Raw genomic sequence first — 21,413 nt, 5'->3', positions numbered from 1 at the left:
GACTTATTCGATGCCTTTTCAGTCGCGGCCATAACTTTCTTTTGTGCAGATGCCGCTGTATTCTGCGGCCCTGCGCCAGCGGATGGAGCGCCTGGCGCCATATCAGCATCATTAGGTTTAACTTCAGCCGCATTACAAGCAGTCAAAACTAAACTCAAACAGATAAAAAAAGATTTATAAATTTTCAATGCGCTGCCCTAGATCCGTTCTTTTTAATGATGTCCATTCTATACGAAAAATCAAAATTAAATAGTAAACTAGTTTAGAGGATCACTAGCCTTACGATCGGCATTTAACTGCCTTTCCCAACGTAACTTCATTTTCTCCAATACTCGAGCTACAGCCGCAAAACCAAAGGTTGCCGTCACACATGTTGATGCGCCAAATCCGCTTGCACAATCTAAACGAGTACCACCGTCCATCTGACTCTTATTAGCACACACACTGCCATCCGGCTGCGGATAAACAAGTTGCTCCGTAGAGTAAACGCAGTCTACAGAAAAACGTCTGCCACTTTTACTGAACTGGTAATGACGTCTAAGGAACGAACGAACTTTAGCCGCTAAAGGGTCATGGCTTGTTTTTGCCAGATCACATATATCAATTTTTGTAGGATCGGTTTGCCCACCGGCACCACCGACAGTGATAATAGGAATTTTTCTATAATTACAATGAGATATTAAAGCTGCTTTTTCTTTAACACTATCAATTGCATCTATCACATAATCGAAATCAGATGTAATGAGCTCTGGAATATTTTCAATGGTTATAAAATCGTCAATCTCATTGACAACACAATCCGGGTTAATCAACCGAATGCGCTCTGCCATCGCTTCTGTTTTAGAGCGTCCAATATTGCCACTTACGGCATGAATCTGGCGATTCGTATTGGTAATGCAAATATCATCCAGATCAATCAGCGTAATAGTGCCAATAGCTGTACGTGCTAGAGCCTCGGCAACCCAAGAGCCAACACCACCAATACCTATGACACAGATATGTGATTGATTAAACATATCAACCACATCATTTCCATATAAACGACGTGTTCCACCAAAGCGGTTTTCGAAATTATCTGACAATGAAAAGTCTCCCAGTAATTGCCTAAAAACTAAAATTCATCTTCTGTAATTTCAGTTAAAATGACATTACTGCATTTAGCACATTTACCTTCGATAAAAATAATATCATTTTGTTCATATTCTATCGGATCAATCATCCCTAAGTTCACTTCTTGACAATGATCGCACCAAGTCTCTTCTAGAAATGCTTTCTTTTCCTCTTCATCGCGAAGATTAAAATCACGCTCTATACGTTCACTCTCACTCATATTATTTACCTATTTTTAAATTGGGCCAGTTAATTTGCTCAGGATTAGAGCAAAAATCATCTATTAATAGCTGAGCATCATGATCAAATAATGCTCCATCTTGCGGTAGGCAACTATAACTATGTAGTGTGCCTTGATATTCAAAACTTAAACGATAAGCATGTAAGTAAACTCGATCCGCACTACTTCCACTATAAAGGCTATCACCATAAATAGGGGCTCCTTCGCTTTTAAGTGCCACTCTAATTTGATGTGTTTTGCCGGTAGTGGGCTTAAGGATAAACAATCGGAATCCAGGTTTAAGTGAAACGCTAAAAAACTGTGTGATAGCAGGATCAGTTTTAGCCGATAATAATTTCCAACTACCACGACGAGATTTAGCCATATCTCCGATAATAGCCCCCTGTTTTCGTCGCGGCTTACGATCACTAATCGCTAAATAGAATTTACTAACAAGACGCTCTCTAAAGAGCCGAGACAATTCCGACGCAGCCTCGGCACTTTTTGCAAAAACCATAAGACCCGAGGTTATCTTATCAAGACGATGAATAAGGTAGATCTGCTTCAACCCAAGGTCTTTTTGGAGCTGCATTGTAAGACCAGTGTCATTTTGATCTTTATGTACACTGACACCTTGGGACTTATTAATCATCACAAAGCTTTCAGTTTGATCAACTATTTCGTACACATAAAACCCCGCTAAAAAACGGCATCATGCGTTAGTTAATCCGATAATTCAAGGAGAGTTAGCGAATCAAGAGAAGGGCAAAAGAAAAGCGCATTAAAAGCCTCCTTATGCAGAGAGCGAACGATCAATGCGCTTTAGAATTTTATTTACTTTATCAGTGTATATATGAAAAATAACGCGCCGCTTATGATCAGCTTCTTTAGCGAATTTAATTTCCAAACAAGCAACATTCCCCTCAATAAATTTAGCCGCTGAAAAACGCTCATCCCCGGCTTTCAAATTAAGAAATTTAACGCCATCTGCCGCTAAAACTAAGCGTTTATCCGTTATCGCTATAAATCCCTTATACCACTCACGCCCCAATAATTTACCTTTGCGATTCACATGCGAGATCGTGAATCGCAAGTCATCTTGCTCAAATGAAACACTTTCCGTTTCAAGTTTCTGTTGTAGCTTTTCAGGTAGATGGGTTGTCATTATAGAGTCTCTCTTCTAACCACAGATTAAGATTGAACTCTATTGTGCACCACACAATAGACAAAATTATGACAGCTAGATGAAGAGTAAATTAACTTAGGTACGCCTGGAAGTGAGATCAAACAAGGGCTTAAAATTAAAGCCCTGTGACCTCTTTAATAAACGGAATAGTTATCTTTCGTTTAGCACTCAAAGATGCTCGATCTAATGTATCCAGCAAAACGGTTAGATCATTCATATTACGACTGGCATGATGCAAAAGATAACGTACAACATCATCTGAGAACTCAAGACCTCTCGCACTCGCCCGCATCTGAATTGCCTTCAGTTTAGTTTCATCATCAAGTGCCTGAACTTGGAACACAATCCCCCAACTCAGCCTTGACGACAGATCAGGCAATTGAACACCTAAATGCCGTGGAGGTGTATTCGCGGCAATGATCAGCGTATTTCCTTGATCCCTAATTCGATTAAAAAAGTGGAATAAGGCTTCTTCCCACTGTGTATCGCCTACAACGGCACTAATACAATCCAAACAGATCAGATCGATATACTCCATCCCTTCAAGGATGCCACCGCCTAAATGCTTCAGTTCATCAAGCGGTAGATACGCCGCAGTTCGACCTACCGGATCCGCTTCATGGCAAACAGCCTGCAACAGGTGCGTACAACCTACACCTGGGCTACCCCATATATAGGTAAATTGTTCGCCCGAAGGCTGTGTAGCCGCTTTTAAGCTCGCACACAAAAGCTCATTACCTTGCGAATAAAAATTCTCAAAGCGAGCATCGTCTCTTAACCCAACAGATAGGGGTATTTGGAATGGATGATCAGTTGTCATTGACTACAGTTTCAGTCTTCTCAATGTCACTAGAATGTTCAGAAGCATAAAGGGCACTATTTTTATAACCCTCATTCAAATGGCGCAACAACACCATAATTACAGCGGCAATAGGTAAGGCAAGTAAAATGCCTACAAAACCAAACAACTGCCCCCCCGCCATAATTGCAAAAATCACAGCGACAGGGTGTAGCCCGATTCGATCGCCAACAAGCAAAGGTGTTAACAGCATGCCTTCTAAAAGCTGCCCTACTACGAATACAACACCAACATAACCCAACACTATAGGATCTTGAAATTGCATAAAAGCAGCCACGCCGGCTACAACAATTCCAATAAAGAAGCCCATATAAGGGACTATGCTCGCAAGACCTGCGATCATACCAACCAATAACGCTAGATCAAGCCCTACGATCCATAAACCCACCGCATAAACGATACCAAGGGCAAACATCACTAGCAATTGCCCCTTCATAAAGGCACCTAGAACCTCATCACACTCTGAGGCCCATAGAGATATTTTTGGCTCTAAATTGCGCGGTAATAGATGCTTGACCTTATCAACCATAACATCCCAGTCACGCAACAAATAAAAGGTAACCACCGGGATCAACACTAGATTAGCAACCCATGCAGCAACCGCTAAACCTGACTTAGTAAGTCCACCGAGAAGCTGTGCCATCACATCACTCGTTTTTTGTAAATCACCCAACAAGATTTTCTTGATATGCGCAAAATCAAACAACGCTGCATCTAAATTAAACGTGCTTAATATCCAGGGGAATAACTGCTCTTCAAACAACAAAATCGCCTGAGGCACACGCTCAACCAGCGTTTGAATTTGATAACCAATTTTGGGAATAAAAATTAAGAATAAAATTGAGACAACAGCCGTCATCGCTATAAAAACGACAATAACTGAAACCGTCCTCGATAAGCCAGACGCTTCAAGCCGGTCCGCAACAGGGTCACATAGATAGGCTAATAAAGCACCTACCAAAAAGGGTGTTAATATAGGAGCTAATAGGTAAACAAGCCCACTAACAACAAGTGTAACTATTAATAAAAACCAACGCTGTGATTCAGTCATTTCCTTATCCCTGCCAACGATAACTCAAAACTTTATTGCCACTTGGGTTACTAAGCTGTTCGGTAGCATTTAAGCGAAGTTCCATCTGTATCGCCTGTATTAACTGTTGTTCCGTCCCATCAAGCTGCAATCTTAAAGTAACTTCATTTCCATTAACCCGCTCTGGTTTAACATCTTTCACAACAGGCAGACCACGTAAAAAAGCGGTCAGTAAAATATAATCCGACAAACTCGCCACACCACTTACTTTCATAGCGATACCTGTCTGGAAGTGACTCAATTTATAACTGACTACTGGCTGAAATAACTGATCTGCGACTTTATCAACCATATCAGTTAATACAGTGTTCACATCGCCAGAAGCGGATAAAAATTCAATAGTTGAACCCACGATAAGCATACCGCCTAAAGCAACACTTCCTGAATCGGAATACTGTAATTTTACTGCAGCGATAGCATCAGCTTTATAACGGGCTGACGCTGCTTTTATAGAACCTTCAAATGAATCCCAGATATCATTCGCAGGAAGCGCAGCTTGATCAGAAGGGTCTAAAAGCGGCAGTTGTATAGGTAGACCCCGTGAACGAGCCGCACGGTTCAATACACTTAATTCAAAACTTTCAGAAGGGAGATAATCCGGCAACCCCTTGTTATCCGAGACGACCCAAAAGAGTACTTTAGGTCTCTGAGGCCCAAGAGGCTTTATTCCTGCTTGCTTAATTAAACGATCAATCGCACCTTGAGCATATTGTAGGTTTATAAAAGCGGCAGTCTCATCTTCCAGGTTTTTACGAAAACTAAATTGCTGCAAAAGCGTTTCAGCAACAACAAACTTTTGTTGAACGACTGGGCTCTTATCTAATTCACGGCTTCCAGATACCTTGACCAATACTTGTTTCAGGCCTTGTAGAATCTGAGTTTCTGTAGGCGCTTTTTTATCAGCAGTTGTCGCTAATTCAACGCTATATAATCCTGTGACTGTGCCCGCAGAAATGAGTGTAGAGAACGATAAAAGTAAGCTAGTAATACAGACCCTTAAATAATCCATCAAGCCACCTGAAAATGCCAAATAAATAAGTTGGCGTAACTGTAACACAAGCCAGAAATCGTTTTTAGAAGATTTCTTATGACATTTTGTTAACTTTGCTGAAGGTTAGGCGTGTACTAAAGCGCTAGAAACGGTAGAATACGCCCAATATTTTTCTTCCCTTTTTTCCCTTGTACATTAAAGGTTAACTGATCCATGTCTACTGGTTCTGATAGCAACTCGCTAAGTTACAAAGATGCTGGTGTCGATATTGACGCTGGTAATGCCCTAGTTGATCGTATTAAAGGTGTAGCAAAAAGCACCACACGCCCTGAAGTTATGGGTGGTTTAGGTGGTTTTGGTGCGCTTTGCCGCATCCCTGAAGGCTACCGTAAACCGGTGCTTGTTTCAGGCACTGATGGTGTAGGTACAAAACTACGCTTAGCAATGGACCTTGGCAAACACGACACCATTGGTATCGATCTAGTTGCCATGTGTGTAAACGATCTAATCGTTGCAGGCGCAGAACCTCTTCTATTCCTAGATTACTACGCTACGGGTAAGCTAAATATTGATACAGCGGCTGATGTAGTAACAGGTATCGGTAAAGGCTGTGAACTTGCTGGCGCGGCACTGGTCGGTGGTGAGACTGCTGAAATGCCGGGCATGTATGAAGGTGAAGATTACGATTTAGCGGGTTTCTGTACGGGTGTTGTTGAAGAAGATGACATTATTGATGGCAGCAACGTAAAAGTAGGTGATACTTTAATCGGTTTAGCATCATCAGGCCCTCATTCAAATGGCTACTCTCTAATTCGTAAGATTCTGGAAGTTAGCGGTACAGAACTAACAGCTGATCTAGATGGGCAGCCACTTGCTGATGCTTTGATGGCACCAACGCGAATCTATGTTAAGTCTTTGCTTAAGCTCATCAAAGAATCTCAAGTAAACGCGCTTTCCCACATTACGGGTGGCGGTTTGCTGGAAAACATCCCTCGCGTTCTGCCTGACAACGCAAAAGCGGTTATTAATACTCAATCTTGGGAACTGCCTGCCGTATTTAAGTGGCTTCAAGAGCAAGGTAATGTAGACGCGACTGAGATGTACCGCACGTTTAACTGTGGTGTCGGCATGGTTATCTGTGTACCGTCTGACAAAACAGATGAAGCCTTAAAACTACTATCAGATGCGAACGAAACTGCGTGGGTTATTGGCTCAATTGCAGCAGCATCTGAAGGTGAAGAGCAAGTTGAACTTGTAGCAACGGAGTCCTAATCCAGCCTATGAGTAAACGAATCGTTGTCCTGATTTCAGGAAGTGGTTCCAACCTACAAGCCATAATGAATGCAATCGATGCCGGCCAAATTAATGGCCGCATCGAAGCAGTTCTCAGCAATAAAGCTGAGGCTTATGGCTTGGAGCGTGCCAACAATGCCAAAATTCCAGCAATAACGCTTCAGCATGTCGACTTTGATGATCGAGAAAGTTTCGATCAAGCAATGATTGAACAGATCGACCAGTACAAACCTGATCTTATTGTACTAGCAGGGTTTATGCGTATTTTAACTCCTGCTTTTGTTCGCCATTATCAAGGACGCCTGTTTAACATCCACCCTTCATTACTGCCTAAATACAAAGGCCTTCATACACATAAACGTGCTATTGAAGCAGGTGATAAGGAACATGGTTGCACTGTACATTTTGTAACAGAAGAGCTGGACGGTGGCCCCCTAGCCGTTCAGGGAAAAGTCAGCATAGATGTGGATGATAATGAAGACAGCCTGCAAAAAAAAGTACATGCGGTTGAACATATTATCTATCCATATGCTGTACAGCTTTTTTGTGATGATAAGCTTGCTTGTACTGAACAGGGAATAACGTTAGATGGACAATTACTCCCTGCCCAAGGCTACCAACTAGAAATACGTCAGTAAGAGGAAAATAGCGATGCCTAGAAAGCAACTGCGCACACGAACTGCAGTATTAACCTATCTAGTTTTCTGGGCATTCCCTCTCTTCGCTTCAGCTGACGAATCAACGAGCAAAGACTTACCCGCCTTAAAAACCTTTACCGCTGCTTATGAGCTTGAGTGGGACGGCCCCATCTCCCTAAGTGGCGACACAATACGCCAACTTAAAAAATCACCCGACAATCAGTGGGTGATTGAATCAAAAGCCTCGTCAATGCTCGCGAGCATCTATGAAAAAAGCAACCTTGAACTTTTTCATGATCAACTTCGTCCCATACACTACATTTTTAAACGCAGTGTTTTAGGGAAAAAGCGCAACGTAAGTATTGAGTTTGATTGGGAAGCAAATAAGGCGACAAACAATGTTGCGGATAAGCCTTGGAATATGTCCGTCACTCCGGGCGTTCAAGACAAACTAAGCTACCAAATTTTACTCCAACAGCAGGTAGCTCAAGGCAAAACTGAGTTCAACTTCAACGTAGCCGATGGCGGAAGTTTAAAAGAGTATAAATTTAAAGTAGATGGCAAAACTGAAATTGAAGCCCCTATCGGCAAATATGAAGCTATTAAAGTAAAACGCATTCGTGAGAAAAATAGTAAAAGGCAAACTTATATTTGGTTTGCCCCAGAACTAGACTATCAGATCATAAAGTTGATGCAGATAGAAAAAAAAGACAAGGCGTACACCCTTCTGCTCAAAAAGCTGTCGCCCTAATCTGGATTTAGATAATCTACTCTATGTCAGGAATCCAACTTGCTGGCATTGCAGTAAAACCATTAAAGATCCCTCCGCCTTGTTGATCATCTCTTAAGTCGGCAAGCAATATCCGAGAATGGTCAATAACAAGCACTGCAGTCTGCGCTCCCATACCCGTATGAATATCCTGATAAGGGTCTGAGAACACCAAACGGTTCTTCGTATCAGATGACCCTAGCAGCTCAAAGAAGTAGGGGCGCCAACTCCAATTATAGCCTTTATGGTTGTCATCTCGAATCCAGCCACGATCGCTGTTTTCATAATTAGGCGATATTTGATCACCTAGACGGTCACAAATATAAAATCTGATAAGATGATCTGCCGCCACAAAATCCTGTAGATCTTCTTCATCACTGGCGGTACGAAGAACCTCCCGCAATGCTAGAAGCTCAGCTTTAACCTTTTCTGCACGCCAATGACTTCGTGCAGTTGCCTCTAAAGCACGTTCCCGATAATGACTTAGTAAATTCTTAACTGTGTACTGTGTTTTTTCAGGAGGAAGCATCTCCGCAACAGCTTCGGAGAAAAGAAAGCCCTGAACATAAACCGCATTACAACTTAAAGCTAAATAATATTCTTCCTCAGTCTCTACCCCCTCGCATAGAACCTTACTACCGAGTTTAGAGGCCATCTCACCTAGCATCTGTATCATTGAAGAACCACGTCCATCTTCAGTGCCGTTCTTCAATAACGTCATATCAAGCTTAATAATATCCGGCTTTAAAAGCGCGATACGATCTAATTGAGAAAAGCCTGTACCAAAATCATCAATCGCAACCCTAAAACCTTGCTCACGATAACGCTCAACCAACTGCTGGATCACATCAATATCACCATCCAGATCAGTGATCTCAATCACGACCTTAGTGCCATCAGCCGCGAGTTGCTTAATCATTTCAAACGTGGGTAAATTCTCCAGAGAATCCAAACACTGAAGCCACTCAGGAGAGATATTAATACTTAAAAAAGTATTTTTCGGTAGTTGTGTTAGCTGAGTTAATGCCTGAAGTCGTACATCACGATCAAGCTCAATACGTTCCTTGAGAGCAATTGTTTTATCTGTAAATAGAGCGCCCGCCGAAACTACCGTGCCCGTTTCATCTATCATTCGTGCCAATGCTTCATAACCTGCAATACGTCCAGTTGCAGTCTCGACAATCGGCTGAAAATAAGGAAAAGCTTTAATACTCATCGGTTTCACTCATCTAAATCAGTAATGCAAGCTAAGAAGCCTACGTACAAGTCCTAAACAACTTAACTATGCCTCTCAAACAAAAAATAGGCATACAACCAGTCATAACCCCGAAATGAAGATACCAGTAAAAGCCTGCTATAACCAATTAGATCACTAGAAATTCTGACCAGATTAGCAAAAAGATAGGCTTATAAATCTGCTAAAGGTAGTGGTTCGGCTAGAAGAAATCCCTGAAGGTAATCAACACCAATTCTGCGAACCTCAGTTTCGACATCAAAACTATGTACAAATTCAGCGACCGTTTTAACATTCAACCTTCGGGCAAAACCCACTACCGTTTCAGCAAAAATTCTCGAATTTTTATCACGGTCGATATAACGAATTAAGGAACCATCAATTGTTATATAATCGATATCTAGCTTTAATAAGTATTTAAAATTGGAATAGCCTGTACCAAAATCATCAATCGCTAAACTACACCCTAGCCCTTTAACTCGGTCAAAAACTGAACAATATGTTCCGATTCTTCAATGGCCTCAGTCTCCACTAATTCAAAAATCAGGCTTTCCCCTACTTCGTATCGACGCAAACAGGGACAGGGAGATCAGAACGAGACAAATTAAGGTCGCTTAGAGCAGAAAGGCTTCTAGGCAGATATTATTCCACTAATGCTCTACCCAGCAAAAATATGATCTAACCGCTATTTGAAACGAGTATAAGCATCTAACTCAGTTGAGATTGGAACTTCCCATTTAGTTAAAAGAGTCCTCGCTTTATCAAATTTTTGATCTGCATCTTTTCTAAGGTGCCCGAGCGAACCCGACATACTCGCCCTGACTCTTAACATTTGATATTTGAATAAAGGAACTAACTTCCTATCAATGTTAGTTTCACAGATCTTTTCTTGCTGCAGTAAAACATTTGCTGGGACACTACCAAAGAGCTCAGTCTCAAGTTTAGTTAAACGTTGAGTATCTTCACACAGTTCAAGCTGATCTTTACTAGAGACCGCCGCAAGGACATAAGGACCCGATATAGGCATAAAAGACGCAACGGCTGTTTCAACACGTCGATCAGAACGTTGTTCAGCATTACGGATCTCTGTATTGCGATAAGCCATAAAGTCTTTTTGAATTTTAGCGATAGATTTCTCTAACTCTTTATTTGATTTTTTTAAATCAAAATTTTCCTGACTAAAGGTTTTAAGGGCCTTCAAGCTTCCCACTTTTTTATAATTGGAAAGCTCGCTATACAATTTATACCCAAAGAAACCGGCACCACCTACCAAAATCAAACCTGCAAGACTTGCAGCACCAATAACAATAAGTTTATTCATAATTAAGTATCTTAAATTAGGACCGTAAAGGTCTACACCTTCACATTGATAGAATAAATGTGCAAGGTGAACTACTCAATACAGCAGCAATCCGTGATAGAACTTTACGGTTTAATTTAATTATTTAATTTTTGAGTAACCATCTATACCTGGATTTCCAGCCACATTTTTAAGAATAGGAGTATTCAACTTATCAATATGAGCAACCTGCTTATCACGTAGATGCTCTGCAACTACATCCCAAATAATCGGACCATCAGATTGAGCACCAACCGTTGCCCAGCCCGAAACAGTGTACATTTTATTCGCATCGATTCTTTCGCCATTATCAAGCGTCATCTCAGAAATACGCTTACCGATAGGCTGCAAAGGATCACAAACATAATCAAAACCTCCGACACGGACCATATCACCACCCGACTGAAGGTATGGCTCAGGGTTGAAAATATTGTCTGCCACATCCTCCAGAATCAATTTAAGCTCTGATCCTTTCATCGGCCTCACATAAGTTTCAGGATAAGTCAGGCAGGTCTGATCCAACACATGCTCCATCGTAATTTTTTGCCCTTCAAGTACCGTCGTTCCCCAACGGAAACCCGGGGACAAAGAGATCTGGGCATCATTCACTTCCATCAAAGCGTTACAGATCAACTGATCAAACGTGCCATTGAAATTACCACGACGGAACATTACTTCATCCGCCAAAGCTAACTCTTCATTTAACCACTGATAATGTGGCGCACGAATATCTTCAATTAGTTTTGCCATACCCGCATCTGCAGGCAAAAGCTCAGAGAACACGGGCATAAGCCGATAGTTAAACCCCTTAACTTTGCCATTTCGAATATCAAGGTCCATTACGCCTAAAAACTTACCATTCGAACCGACGTTACAAACTAACGTCTGCCCATACTGATTTTTAACCGTTGTTGGTTGCGGCATTCCATCATGAGTATGACCACCGAGTATCACATCGATTCCAGAAACACGCGAAGCCATCGCTAAATCAACATCCATACCGTTATGTGATATCACAATGACCGCATCAACTTTCTCTTCAGAGCGTAGTGTATCCACCAGCTCTTGCATCTCACTATCATAGATATCAAAAGTCCAGTCAGGGATAAAACGGGCCGGGTTCGCAATTTTAGTTCGAGGGAATGCTTGACCGATGATAGCTAAACGCACACCGCCGATTTCACGAATGGAATATGTCTTAAATACATGCCCCGAATCTTCATCATGAATGTACTCATCTGCGCCATCAAAAAGCGCGTCTTCAGTGACATAAATATTATTAGCTAAGAACTCTCCATTAAACGCTTTAATATTGTTAAGGATCTCCTCCTGATGATAGGTAAATTCCCAATGCCCCGTCATGTAATCCACACCGAGTTCATTGGTTGCTTCAACCATATCCATACCGCGGGTTTTAAATGCGGTACCCGATCCCTGCCATGTATCACCGCCATCTAGCAACAGGGTATTTTCGGTACCGTAGCTTTGGCGTAAACGATTAACTAAAGTTTTTAAGTGGGAAAACCCGCCTACTTTGCCATACCGGCTAGCAGCATCATTAAAATTTAGATAGGAAAAAGCATGCGCTTCTAGTGACCCCGGCGAAATACCAAAATGGTTAAGTAGTTTTTCCCCGACAAGGTGTGGGGCCTGTCCATAAGCATTTCCAATACCCAAATTAACATTAGGTTCTCTAAAATAAACAGGCATCAACTGCGCATGGCAGTCAGTCATGTGTAAAAGCCTAACATTACCACTGTTAGGGATCTCATACAGATCACCTGTCTGCTTTTTAGCGGCGAAGCCCGTAGCAGGTAAAACACCAGCTGCGCCAGCAATACCCAGTAAACGTGCAAATTCACGACGCGACATGGTCATAACAAATTACCTTTAATCGAGAGAAAAAAAAGCCTGCTGAAAAAAAGCAGGCGTTAAAAGGAGCTTAAAACACCTTATTCAGGAACCGATAGATGCCAATTTGCTTGAGCATAGTGGTACTGTTCGATACCAATGCGTGCATGATATTTAGCTTGGGCAGCTAAATTTAATGCTTGCTGGAAATTTCCTTGATCAATCGATTGTTGAGCTTTTTTGAGAATATCGCCAGTCAGTTTCCACTCAAAACCCAACTTAGCAACTTCAGCATTTTTAGCCATAGCGCTTGCTAAAAGCGCTTCAGCATTAGCTTGGGTTGCCTCTTTCGACGCTTCAATTTCCTCAGGATGATCCGTTGTATGCTGCTCACCATTCCAAGCGAATGAATGACCTTTTCCATACATCGCTCGATTCATTTCAAACGCTTCTTGTAAGCTGACTTCAGGGGCAGCAGGCTCAGCCGGTGAAGGTTCAACTTGAACAGGAGGAGGCGCTTTTGTCATCGCGGGTTCTGATACTTCTTTCTTATCAGACTGCGTCATAAACAACACAACAGCTACTATCAAGACGATAGCAATAATAAGACCTTTATTCATTTTGCTACCCTCCAGTTATTTACGCGCACCGGGACCATTTGCCACTAACCCATTGGACATATAGCTCTGGAAATATTCCAAATTTCTAAATGTCTCAGTTTGAGGCTTTAATGGTTTAGAACGAGAATCTTTATGACAACCGCTATAACGTCGATGCAATGTGCCTAACGCTCCCCATTTAGAACGGAATACAGGAAAATGAGTCACATGACCTAGCTGAGGACTGGGTAAATCAGCTCGGATACGAATATTCGTACCTTGAACATGACAATTTGCACAAGACAAATTCAACTGTCCACGTTTAGCATAAAAGAACTTCTTACCATCCAAATAAGCCGCTTTAGCACGCTCATCATCGGCAGGGATTTGAATATCAAAAACCTTATCCCGTGAGGTCCAAGCCATATAGGCAGAGATTTGAGCAATAGCCCCTTTACCCCATGCTAAGGGTTCCTCATCGTTATCCGTACGGCATTCGTTTATCTCTTGCTCTAGCGTCTTAACCGTACCTTCATCTTTATTCCAATAAGGGTACTTATGACGAATACCTATTCCACCATTTTCAAAACAGTCGGCATAGCCTTTGCCATTAGCAAAAGGTGTATTAAATAACTCTTCACCCTTTTCCACATCAAACTCATAGGGAGGGAACTCTTCTAATTCTTCCCACTGCTCACGAGACCCCGCATCCACGGCATAAATACCGTTAACATAATCTGCGATTTCAGTTTCAGGAAAACGAGCTTTGAAATAGTTTTGCAAAGCAATACGATCCGCTTCGGGATCGACCGTTTGCATATCAAAACCCGAATCGGCAGCCAAAGCGGCCTGTGATGCACTTGCAACGGCTAAATTCAACGCTAATGTTTTTATTATTTTCATTATTCGCACCTTACCGAATAATCGGTTTTAGCCGATTATTTTATTTTCGCTATCTCTGTCCCTGTTGCACCCGTGCTCTCGACCCAAGTCATCGTAAGCTCGTCGCCTTTAGTCCCACCTGCAAAATTGAATGCGAAATAAGGATTTTTAGAGATTGCTGTCCCTAGATTGGCCATGAACACATCTTTCCCAGCATGCATAACTTTCAGCTCTTTTAAAAACATCGCAGGAATCATTTCACCCGTTTTTTTATCCTTACGCTGACCGCTCTCCATAATATGCTTAGCCATCAACTTAACTTTGGTTTTCTCACCCGAAGTTTTTGCTTTAACCTTAATAATACCTTTAGCCATGATTCTTTCCTCTGGATCCTAGACTGGACTTAACCGCCACAACCACCGATAGTGACTTTTACTTCCTTAGAAGCGCTATAAAATTTACCGTTAGCTTTTACAACTGCGGTAACTTTTGAGGTTTTCCCCATGCGCAAACGTGTTGATACATCTGCATCAGTTCCTTCAGGAATAATAAACTCTGCAACCAACGGTGTTGGGTTATGCTCAACAAAGACACTGATAGCTTCCACACCGGCCATACTTGAACGGATAGTGACAGGTACAACAGCACCATTCTCTGCAATATCAGGTGCCTTCAATGTCACTTCAGCACTTTCTTCAACAGCACTACCGAGCAATTCATTCATTGCGGTTGCCTGATCTTCGGCTTCAAATGCTTTTGTGGTCCATGCTGCCATAGCAATACGTGGCATAAGGACACTTGCACCGATTAAAGCACCACCTGTAGCAATTACTTTAATAACGGAACGACGATTCATGCTCATTCTAAATTTCCTCTTACTTATCCCACTAGGGAGATCAGAACTGGTAGATATACTCTACGACAGCATCAATTTCTTCTTCTGACAAAATCCAGTGCTTACCCAGCGGCGGCATAATCGTCAGGGGGTTATTCTTAGTTGCATCCCAAATTTGAGCTCTTAATTTAGCTTTATCAGGAAAACGAGCTTTCATAGATAGGGTTGGGGGGCCTTGGTTTCCTGCTAGCTTCGCATCAGGATCAGCGATAGTGTGACATGAAACGCAATTTCCACGGGACTTCCCCATATAAACAGCTTTACCTAATGCAATCTGTTCAGCATGGTTATCGGCTACAACGGGAGACGCTGTAAACATCGCTAATAATCCAACCGTACAGAAAGAGGTGGTCAGCTTTCGCATTATTTCTCCTCCGGTGTTCTGCCTTACGACAGTATTTTTATTGTTATATGAAACCCACAAAGTTATAAGGCTCAATATAACTAAGCCTTATAACCTAATAATCACTGACTAGATTCAACCATGTATGCCACTGCATTTTCAACCTGCTTATCACTAAGGTCGACCCTTCCGCCCTTAGGTGGCATAACACCCGTATCACCTGTAAATCCTTTTATTGCGTGCTGAACCAATTGCGGCATCCCTTTAGGAATACGTGACGACCAAGCCTCAGCATCTCCAAATTTAGGCGATCCTGTAAGGCCAGAGCCATGACACACCTTACATGCTCCATCGTAAATATCCTTTCCCGCCATCGCCATCTCAGTCAGTGCAACAGCCTTAGAGTGAGTAGCAACCTCTGCACTCTCACCTTTAAGAGTAGCTTTACGAACTTTTTCTTTATTCTGCTCCTGTTCCATCTGAGCATCATGAGATGAAGCCGGCGCATCCGCACCCTCAACAAAGTGCCCTACAGGTGTTATCCCTCTGAGCGTTCCTACTATTTTTAACTTCGTAGGATCAGCACAGTTTTGCATACAGCGAACATTCTTCACATCAGGCCGAGGATCGACAAAGAAGTTATCTTTATTTGGCATCTCTATCGTAGCCAAAGAGTCTTTCGTTAATACAAAATCTTCCTCAACAATTTCATTCAGGTACAGGAGATAGGCCGTAATGTCATAGACCTGCTGATCAGATAAAGAACGTGGCGCAGTAAAAGGCATAGCACGACGAATATAGTCATAGAGTGTAGATGCATAAGGCCAATAAGAACCCACGGTCTTTGTAGGGCGCTCTTCCTGAAGCGTTCCCTCTCCACCAGCTAATACAGGCCAACGCCCTTCACCCTCACCAAATAAACCATGGCAGGTCGCGCAGCGCTCCTCATATAAACCTTCACCTGCTTCAATCGTACCTCTTCCCTCAGGCAAGCCTTTACCATCCGGACGGATATCAATATCCCACCCTGCAATTTGATCTTGAGTTGCTGTATCACCAAAACCAAACTTTTCAGCGTAAGCAAAGTTAGTTGTCAATGCCAAAACAGCACCTAAACTTAGCGCAAACAGAGACTCTTTTATTCCTGTTTTATCAAGTAATTTGAACATTAGTAACCTCCCCTGTTGGCGCAATTTTCCACGTATGAATAGAGTTCTTATGGTATATGGAGTTGCCACCACGCACCTTACGCAATTGGCTCAAAGTAGGCTGTACATATCCGGTCTCATCTACAGAACGGGATTGCAATAACCAAGGCTGACCATCCCATTTAGTCACCAAGCTAAAGCGCGTTAATGCTTTATCTAAAACAAGACCTTTCAATTTAGCGGGGACCCAACTAACACCACCATCAAAAGAGATATCTACTTGCTTCACCTTTCCTCGCCCAGACCAAGCAATACCTTCAATTTCCACAAAGCCTGGTTTTATCATCGGTTTCTCAGGACATGGGCTTGTAATAACTGAGTTAGATTCTTGTACAAATGTGAACTTACGCGCCCGGCCATCAGGCATCAGATCTGTGTATTTTGATGTTTCTTCACGGTGATACCATGGAGAATCGCCAATCTCTAGGCGGCGTAACCATTTGATAGAGGTATTACCTTCCCAACCGGGATTGAGTAGACGTAAAGGGTATCCCTGCTCTGGACGTAGCATTTCACCGTTCTGAGCATAAACAACTAAGGTATCTTCCAAAGCTTTCTCTAAAGGAATTGAACGGCTCATATGTGAGCCATCTGCCCCTTCGGCTAGAATCCACTTACCTTCCGGTTTTACGCCGACTTCATCCAATAGTACTTTTAGCGGAACACCCGTCCATTCACAACAGCTCAACATACCGTGCGTAAACTGAAGCGCTTCCATCTGCGCCCCCTTCCACTCCATGCCGCCGTTAGCCGGACATTCTATAAATTTAATTTCTGAAACCGATGGAAAACGCATCAAATCTTCCATGGTAAAAATAATAGGACGCTCAACTAAACCATGAATGATTAGACGATGTTCATCAGGATTAATTTGAGGTACGCCGCCATGATAACGCTCAAACACAAGGCCATTAGGGGTAATTATTCCCTTTAAGTCTTGTAGTGGTGTCATAGAGATTGAGGCTATGGAATCAGCCGTAAGCCAAGGAACAGTTCGACGAACAACATGCTTTTCATATTTAGATGGGCCACCATAAGGGTATTCAACAACACCATGCCCTAGTTGCTTACCCCAGGATGGTTCATTAGGCGGCAAATTATTTACATTAATCTCGTCCCCTATCGCGCCACCCGCTACAACCGTCGCAGCCATACCGCCTACAGTCGCTATCCCTTTACGCAAAAAATCTCGACGGTCATTAGTAGATAAGTGTTCAGATTCCCGAGCCATCTGAGCCATCAGCTCACGCGTACTCGGGCCTTTAATGATCTTGGACATTAGCGCCTCCACTTGGCGTCCCAAAAGTGCTTCTTATTGTTATATCTCTTTTTGAAATAACTATATTCCAACAAAACATATACAAGAATTCGACCATCGTATAAAGCTAATATAATAAATGCTTATATAAATCTATGGTATGTCACTTTTGGGAATAAAGAGGAGTACGGCCTTACCAACCCGATCACCTCTAGAAGCTGAAGCGTATAGCAAAAATAACTGTAAGGAAGGAGTAGAAAAGTTATTAGGCGGTTTAAGCAGTATTAGAAAATAAAATAGTTTAAATTAGGATAAATGGGGATGTTTAAAACATTGCATACGATTGATTGTATCCTCAATACTTTCAGAGACAATCAGCATATTTATATAATCCGGGTGAATAAAACCATTTTCTTGAGCATGCCTTAAGAAGCTTATAAGTGGATCATAAAACTGATTTATATTTAAAAAAGCACATGGCTTTTTATGCTGGCCCATCTGTGACAAAGTGATTACTTCAAAAATCTCATCCAGTGTTCCAGATCCCCCTGGCAGTGCAACAAATCCATCAGCAAGAGATAGCATCTGCTCTTTTCTCTCTGATAAATCATTAACTTCTATTAGCTGAGTTAAATTTTCTTGGATGGTCTCGCTCTTTTCAAAATGAGTAGGCACGACCCCCGTAACGGCCCCACCATGAGATAAAGCAGATGAAGCGAGAGCCCCCATTAAGCCCAAATTTGAACCACCATAGATTAACTCAATACCGTTTTTAGCTAGAAAAGCCCCTACGATAATAGCTTGATTCAAATAAAGAGGATCGTTACCGGTTTTAGCCCCACAAAAGACCGCGACCTTTCTAACAGGTGACGGCTTAACTAGAGAAATCTTATGTGAGGTCATATTTAACGATTAATCATTATATTGCTGTTAAAACAGGCACCAAAGAATCACTGCTACGAGTTTTTAAACTCATTATTTAGCCTATCTAAAATGGAAGCGACTTCTAGACTCGCCTTTTCCATCATCGCTAGATGAGAAGCAGCGACTTTAACATTTCCACTACGTGCAGCCTCAACTGCAGCAAGGCCTGATGAGTGTACTTTTTCATGTGGCGCATCTAGATTTGCAAAGCTAGGTAGATGACTATATTTATCACGGCCAACGCCTGCGTAATACCAATTACCCAAACGACATGCGGTATGATCTGCAAGTGATGAAAGGCTATTTAAATCGCCCATCACAATGCCCTCATACACACTATTTTTCCAATTCACATGGTCTAATTTAACGGTTTCAATAAATGTATCTGCTGCGCTGTTTCCGATAACACTATTCATCAGTTCAGACAGCCCTACCACATCACGAACGCCCGCTTTAATTTGCTCAGCAGATGCCACAACTTCACTGCTTAACATATCGACTTGACCAATATCATCAGAAGCTAATGTGGTTTGCGTACTGATTTGACCCACAAGATTAGCGATCTCATTACTGGCTTCACTCGCTTTACGTGCTAAATTACGAACTTCATCAGCAACTACGGCAAAGCCCCTTCCCGATTCGCCAGCTCGTGCCGCTTCTATCGCAGCATTCAAGGCCAAGAGGTTTGTTTGGTCCGAAATATCACGAATGACACCCACAAATTTTTCAATCTGTTCTGAAACCGTCAATAAACTTTTTACGTTTTCATTTCCGTCTTGTGCACGTGTTTGAATCACATTAACTCGATCTAAAATGGTTTCAACCGCTTGACGGGTTTCATCAAAAATAGACATCGAGTTCTGTAGACTTTGCTTTTCGCTTTCTAAGTTTTCTGCAGCATCAGCAATCGTAGATCGAACCTGAGCGACAAGTTCTCCCCCTGCAACCCAAGCGGCACAGATCTCTTGCTGTCCATCATCTTGTGTATTTTGTACGCTCTCTGATTCATAGCAACGCTGCGTTAGCACTTGATTTTCATTCACCAAGTTTTGATTTTGCATACGCAATTGCTCGATCTCACCTTGTAGGTCATCGATCTTAAGATTCAATTTTTTTGAGAAAAACATCAAGAGAGCCCTTAACTTAACAAAAATTCAACAGCCAGCATCATACGGTGATTAACCTAACCTTTCATCTATATACCTTAGTAATAGGATAAATGTTGATATAGATGACGAATTACAGCGTTAACTATTTTCAATGCATGACATAACAATGCTATCCCCAAGCATAAAACTATCTTAAAATTACAAACAGTGACTGACTAACAGCAATTTGAGGATTCAACATGGCTAAAATCTCGCTGACAGATAATCAATACAACGCATTAGTAAAAGAATACTTTGCGAAGCGAGGCCAAAGGCAACTCCTTAATAAAGACGAGTCTATTGATATTGCTCAACGACTCAATGAAACCGTCAGCCTTCCTTTTTTAAACGAACAAAAAGAGCACGCTGTACTTCTAAAAATAGTGCTAAAAGTTGATCACTATCTCTATGAAAACCTTCCGAATGAAATTTATGAACTGATCCATAATATGGATGAAGGCTTTGATGATAGTGAAGCCGCTCAGCTAGCGGCACGGTTAAGCAAACTAGCACAGAATGATATTAGCCTGCCATTCTTAACCGCTCACGTAGAGTATTACTCGATCACTTTTATTCTCACTCTACTTATCAATGCGATGAGAGAAGGTTCAGATATTGAGCACGCGATTAAGGTAACTAAACATCCGAGAATGATGGGAGATGACTTTCCTTTCCCTGACCTTCTATAAACCCTAACACTGTAATTGATTTGCTTGGTCCCATTAAGCCAAGACGAAAAATGAGATAATCGTATTGGCTTTTAGCGGTGCTTACTTCACTTGCACACCGATGCTTCAACGATAAAAACGAAGAACAAATAAATTAAAAGGTTACATGATGATTTCACCTGAAGCGGCGGCAGTAAGAGAGCAATTAATCCACAAAGGACTGGAAACCCCTACCATTGATAACGGGCTCGATCAAAAGCAACGTTACGAAAAAATCAAAGGGCTCATGTCTGAAGTTGTCAGCACGCTAGGTATGAATCTTGAGGATGATAGCTTAGAAGAAACCCCACACCGCATCGCCAAGATGTATGTTTATGAGATTTTCTCTGGGCTGGATTATAGTAATTTCCCTAAAATCGCGATGATTGAGAATAAAATGAACCTTGAAGAGATGGTCAAGGTCCGTGATATCAGTGTGTTAAGTTCCTGCGAACACCATTTCGTTACTATTGATGGAACAGCAAAGGTAGCTTATATACCAAATACAAAGATTATTGGTTTATCAAAAATAAATCGCCTGGTACGTTTTTTCAGCCAACGCCCCCAAGTACAAGAGCGTCTAACAAAACAGATACTTATCGCTCTACAAACACTTTTAGAAACAGATAATGTTGCGGTATCCATTAACGCAACACATTACTGCGTTAAATCCCGCGGCGTCATGGATGTAAATTCACAGACAGAAACAACTGCGTTGGGTGGGATATTCAAAAGTAATGAACGTACGCGTGCAGAATTTCTAACATAGAATTCCTAAACAGCCTTTATCAGCAAGCTACATGAGGCATGCTGCTCAAGCCAAATAGATAAGAATTACCCGTCACGAGTTAAGAGTTAAGAGTTAAGAG

The 21,413-nt window shown here is 41.9% G+C and carries 26 protein-coding genes; 5 read left to right on the top strand and 21 right to left on the bottom strand.

Annotated elements, in window-relative coordinates; all coding sequences use genetic code 11:
- The 8 genes from B4K11_RS09565 to B4K11_RS09530 all read right to left on the bottom strand — a co-directional run.
- On the bottom strand, positions 1-188 hold a 188-nt coding region (locus B4K11_RS09565; RefSeq protein WP_292959342.1), incomplete at its 3' end, for a hypothetical protein.
- Between the two features lie 69 nt (positions 189-257).
- Positions 258-1,082, bottom strand: a complete 825-nt coding sequence (tcdA, locus tag B4K11_RS09560; RefSeq protein ID WP_292955339.1) for a tRNA cyclic N6-threonylcarbamoyladenosine(37) synthase TcdA — start codon at positions 1,080-1,082, stop codon at positions 258-260.
- A gap of 29 nt (positions 1,083-1,111) precedes the next feature.
- Complete coding sequence (locus B4K11_RS09555) at positions 1,112-1,330, bottom strand: hypothetical protein (RefSeq protein ID WP_292955342.1); 219 nt, start codon at positions 1,328-1,330, stop codon at positions 1,112-1,114.
- Between the two features lies 1 nt (position 1,331).
- The gene (locus tag B4K11_RS09550) at positions 1,332-2,018 is read right to left on the bottom strand and encodes a TIGR01621 family pseudouridine synthase (protein ID WP_292959341.1); all 687 of its coding nucleotides are present in this window, start codon (positions 2,016-2,018) and stop codon (positions 1,332-1,334) included.
- Between the two features lie 105 nt (positions 2,019-2,123).
- Positions 2,124-2,495: a hypothetical protein gene (locus B4K11_RS09545; protein ID WP_292950405.1), complete on the bottom strand. Its 372-nt coding sequence runs from the start codon at positions 2,493-2,495 to the stop codon at positions 2,124-2,126.
- 136 nt (positions 2,496-2,631) lie between these two features.
- The gene (gene hda, locus B4K11_RS09540; protein WP_292950404.1) at positions 2,632-3,336 is read right to left on the bottom strand and encodes a DnaA regulatory inactivator Hda; all 705 of its coding nucleotides are present in this window, start codon (positions 3,334-3,336) and stop codon (positions 2,632-2,634) included.
- Complete coding sequence (locus tag B4K11_RS09535) at positions 3,326-4,426, bottom strand: AI-2E family transporter (RefSeq protein ID WP_292950403.1); 1,101 nt, start codon at positions 4,424-4,426, stop codon at positions 3,326-3,328. The genes hda and B4K11_RS09535 overlap by 11 nt, the downstream gene beginning before the upstream one ends.
- Positions 4,427-4,430: 4 nt before the next feature.
- On the bottom strand, positions 4,431-5,474 hold the full coding sequence (locus B4K11_RS09530; RefSeq protein ID WP_292950402.1) for a DUF2066 domain-containing protein: 1,044 nt from the start codon (positions 5,472-5,474) through the stop codon (positions 4,431-4,433).
- Positions 5,475-5,669: 195 nt separating this feature from the next.
- On the opposite strand from B4K11_RS09530, the gene purM reads away from it, so the two are divergent.
- Genes purM through B4K11_RS09515 form a run of 3 tightly spaced genes read left to right on the top strand, consistent with a single transcriptional unit; the run spans position 5,670 to position 8,138 of the window.
- Positions 5,670-6,728 (top strand): phosphoribosylformylglycinamidine cyclo-ligase, encoded by a 1,059-nt coding sequence (gene purM / locus B4K11_RS09525; RefSeq protein WP_292950401.1) that lies wholly within the window; start codon positions 5,670-5,672, stop codon positions 6,726-6,728.
- An 8-nt stretch (positions 6,729-6,736) separates the two neighbouring features.
- Positions 6,737-7,387, top strand: coding sequence for a phosphoribosylglycinamide formyltransferase (gene purN / locus B4K11_RS09520; protein ID WP_292950400.1), 651 nt, complete (start codon positions 6,737-6,739; stop codon positions 7,385-7,387).
- 13 nt (positions 7,388-7,400) lie between these two features.
- The gene (locus B4K11_RS09515; protein ID WP_292950399.1) at positions 7,401-8,138 is read left to right on the top strand and encodes a DUF3108 domain-containing protein; all 738 of its coding nucleotides are present in this window, start codon (positions 7,401-7,403) and stop codon (positions 8,136-8,138) included.
- 16 nt (positions 8,139-8,154) lie between these two features.
- Here the strand turns inward: B4K11_RS09515 and B4K11_RS09510 are convergent, their stop codons facing one another.
- The 13 genes from B4K11_RS09510 to B4K11_RS09450 form a co-directional block, all read right to left on the bottom strand.
- Entirely contained in the window at positions 8,155-9,372 is a 1,218-nt protein-coding gene (locus tag B4K11_RS09510) for an EAL domain-containing protein (RefSeq protein WP_292950398.1), read from the bottom strand.
- 191 nt (positions 9,373-9,563) lie between these two features.
- Entirely contained in the window at positions 9,564-9,899 is a 336-nt protein-coding gene (locus B4K11_RS09505; RefSeq protein WP_292950409.1) for an EAL domain-containing protein, read from the bottom strand.
- Positions 9,900-10,075: 176 nt separating this feature from the next.
- Positions 10,076-10,711: a hypothetical protein gene (locus B4K11_RS09500; RefSeq protein WP_292950397.1), complete on the bottom strand. Its 636-nt coding sequence runs from the start codon at positions 10,709-10,711 to the stop codon at positions 10,076-10,078.
- A 120-nt stretch (positions 10,712-10,831) separates the two neighbouring features.
- Complete coding sequence (gene soxB / locus B4K11_RS09495; RefSeq protein WP_292950396.1) at positions 10,832-12,607, bottom strand: thiosulfohydrolase SoxB; 1,776 nt, start codon at positions 12,605-12,607, stop codon at positions 10,832-10,834.
- A gap of 74 nt (positions 12,608-12,681) precedes the next feature.
- Complete coding sequence (locus B4K11_RS09490; protein WP_292950395.1) at positions 12,682-13,200, bottom strand: hypothetical protein; 519 nt, start codon at positions 13,198-13,200, stop codon at positions 12,682-12,684.
- Between the two features lie 15 nt (positions 13,201-13,215).
- Complete coding sequence (gene soxA, locus B4K11_RS09485; protein ID WP_292950394.1) at positions 13,216-14,082, bottom strand: sulfur oxidation c-type cytochrome SoxA; 867 nt, start codon at positions 14,080-14,082, stop codon at positions 13,216-13,218.
- A gap of 35 nt (positions 14,083-14,117) precedes the next feature.
- Positions 14,118-14,435, bottom strand: coding sequence for a thiosulfate oxidation carrier complex protein SoxZ (gene soxZ, locus B4K11_RS09480; RefSeq protein ID WP_292950393.1), 318 nt, complete (start codon positions 14,433-14,435; stop codon positions 14,118-14,120).
- Positions 14,436-14,464: 29 nt separating this feature from the next.
- Positions 14,465-14,923, bottom strand: a complete 459-nt coding sequence (soxY, locus tag B4K11_RS09475; protein WP_292950392.1) for a thiosulfate oxidation carrier protein SoxY — start codon at positions 14,921-14,923, stop codon at positions 14,465-14,467.
- Positions 14,924-14,957: 34 nt separating this feature from the next.
- Positions 14,958-15,320, bottom strand: coding sequence for a sulfur oxidation c-type cytochrome SoxX (gene soxX / locus B4K11_RS09470; RefSeq protein ID WP_292950391.1), 363 nt, complete (start codon positions 15,318-15,320; stop codon positions 14,958-14,960).
- 101 nt (positions 15,321-15,421) lie between these two features.
- Positions 15,422-16,468 carry a c-type cytochrome gene (locus B4K11_RS09465; RefSeq protein WP_292950390.1) on the bottom strand — a complete coding sequence of 349 codons (1,047 nt, stop codon included), beginning with the start codon at positions 16,466-16,468 and terminating at the stop codon, positions 15,422-15,424.
- Positions 16,452-17,786 (bottom strand): sulfite dehydrogenase, encoded by a 1,335-nt coding sequence (gene soxC, locus B4K11_RS09460; protein WP_292950389.1) that lies wholly within the window; start codon positions 17,784-17,786, stop codon positions 16,452-16,454. Before soxC ends, B4K11_RS09465 begins: the two co-directional genes overlap by 17 nt.
- A 285-nt stretch (positions 17,787-18,071) precedes the next feature.
- On the bottom strand, positions 18,072-18,668 hold the full coding sequence (locus B4K11_RS09455; RefSeq protein WP_292950388.1) for a TIGR00730 family Rossman fold protein: 597 nt from the start codon (positions 18,666-18,668) through the stop codon (positions 18,072-18,074).
- A gap of 53 nt (positions 18,669-18,721) precedes the next feature.
- Positions 18,722-19,816, bottom strand: a complete 1,095-nt coding sequence (locus tag B4K11_RS09450; RefSeq protein ID WP_292950387.1) for a methyl-accepting chemotaxis protein — start codon at positions 19,814-19,816, stop codon at positions 18,722-18,724.
- Between the two features lie 221 nt (positions 19,817-20,037).
- Here B4K11_RS09450 and B4K11_RS09445 point away from each other — a divergent pair, with 221 nt between their 5' ends.
- Positions 20,038-20,526, top strand: a complete 489-nt coding sequence (locus B4K11_RS09445; RefSeq protein ID WP_292950386.1) for a hypothetical protein — start codon at positions 20,038-20,040, stop codon at positions 20,524-20,526.
- Positions 20,527-20,674: 148 nt separating this feature from the next.
- Positions 20,675-21,313, top strand: coding sequence for a GTP cyclohydrolase I FolE (folE, locus tag B4K11_RS09440; protein WP_292950408.1), 639 nt, complete (start codon positions 20,675-20,677; stop codon positions 21,311-21,313).
- The last annotated feature ends 100 nt before the right edge of the window (positions 21,314-21,413 follow it).

The sequence above is a fragment of the Neptuniibacter sp. UBA6509 genome (assembly GCA_002435145.1).
Lineage (GTDB): Bacteria > Pseudomonadota > Gammaproteobacteria > Pseudomonadales > Balneatricaceae > Neptuniibacter.
Note: the sequence above shows the minus strand (reverse complement) of the source record. Positions and strands in the feature narration are given on the sequence as shown.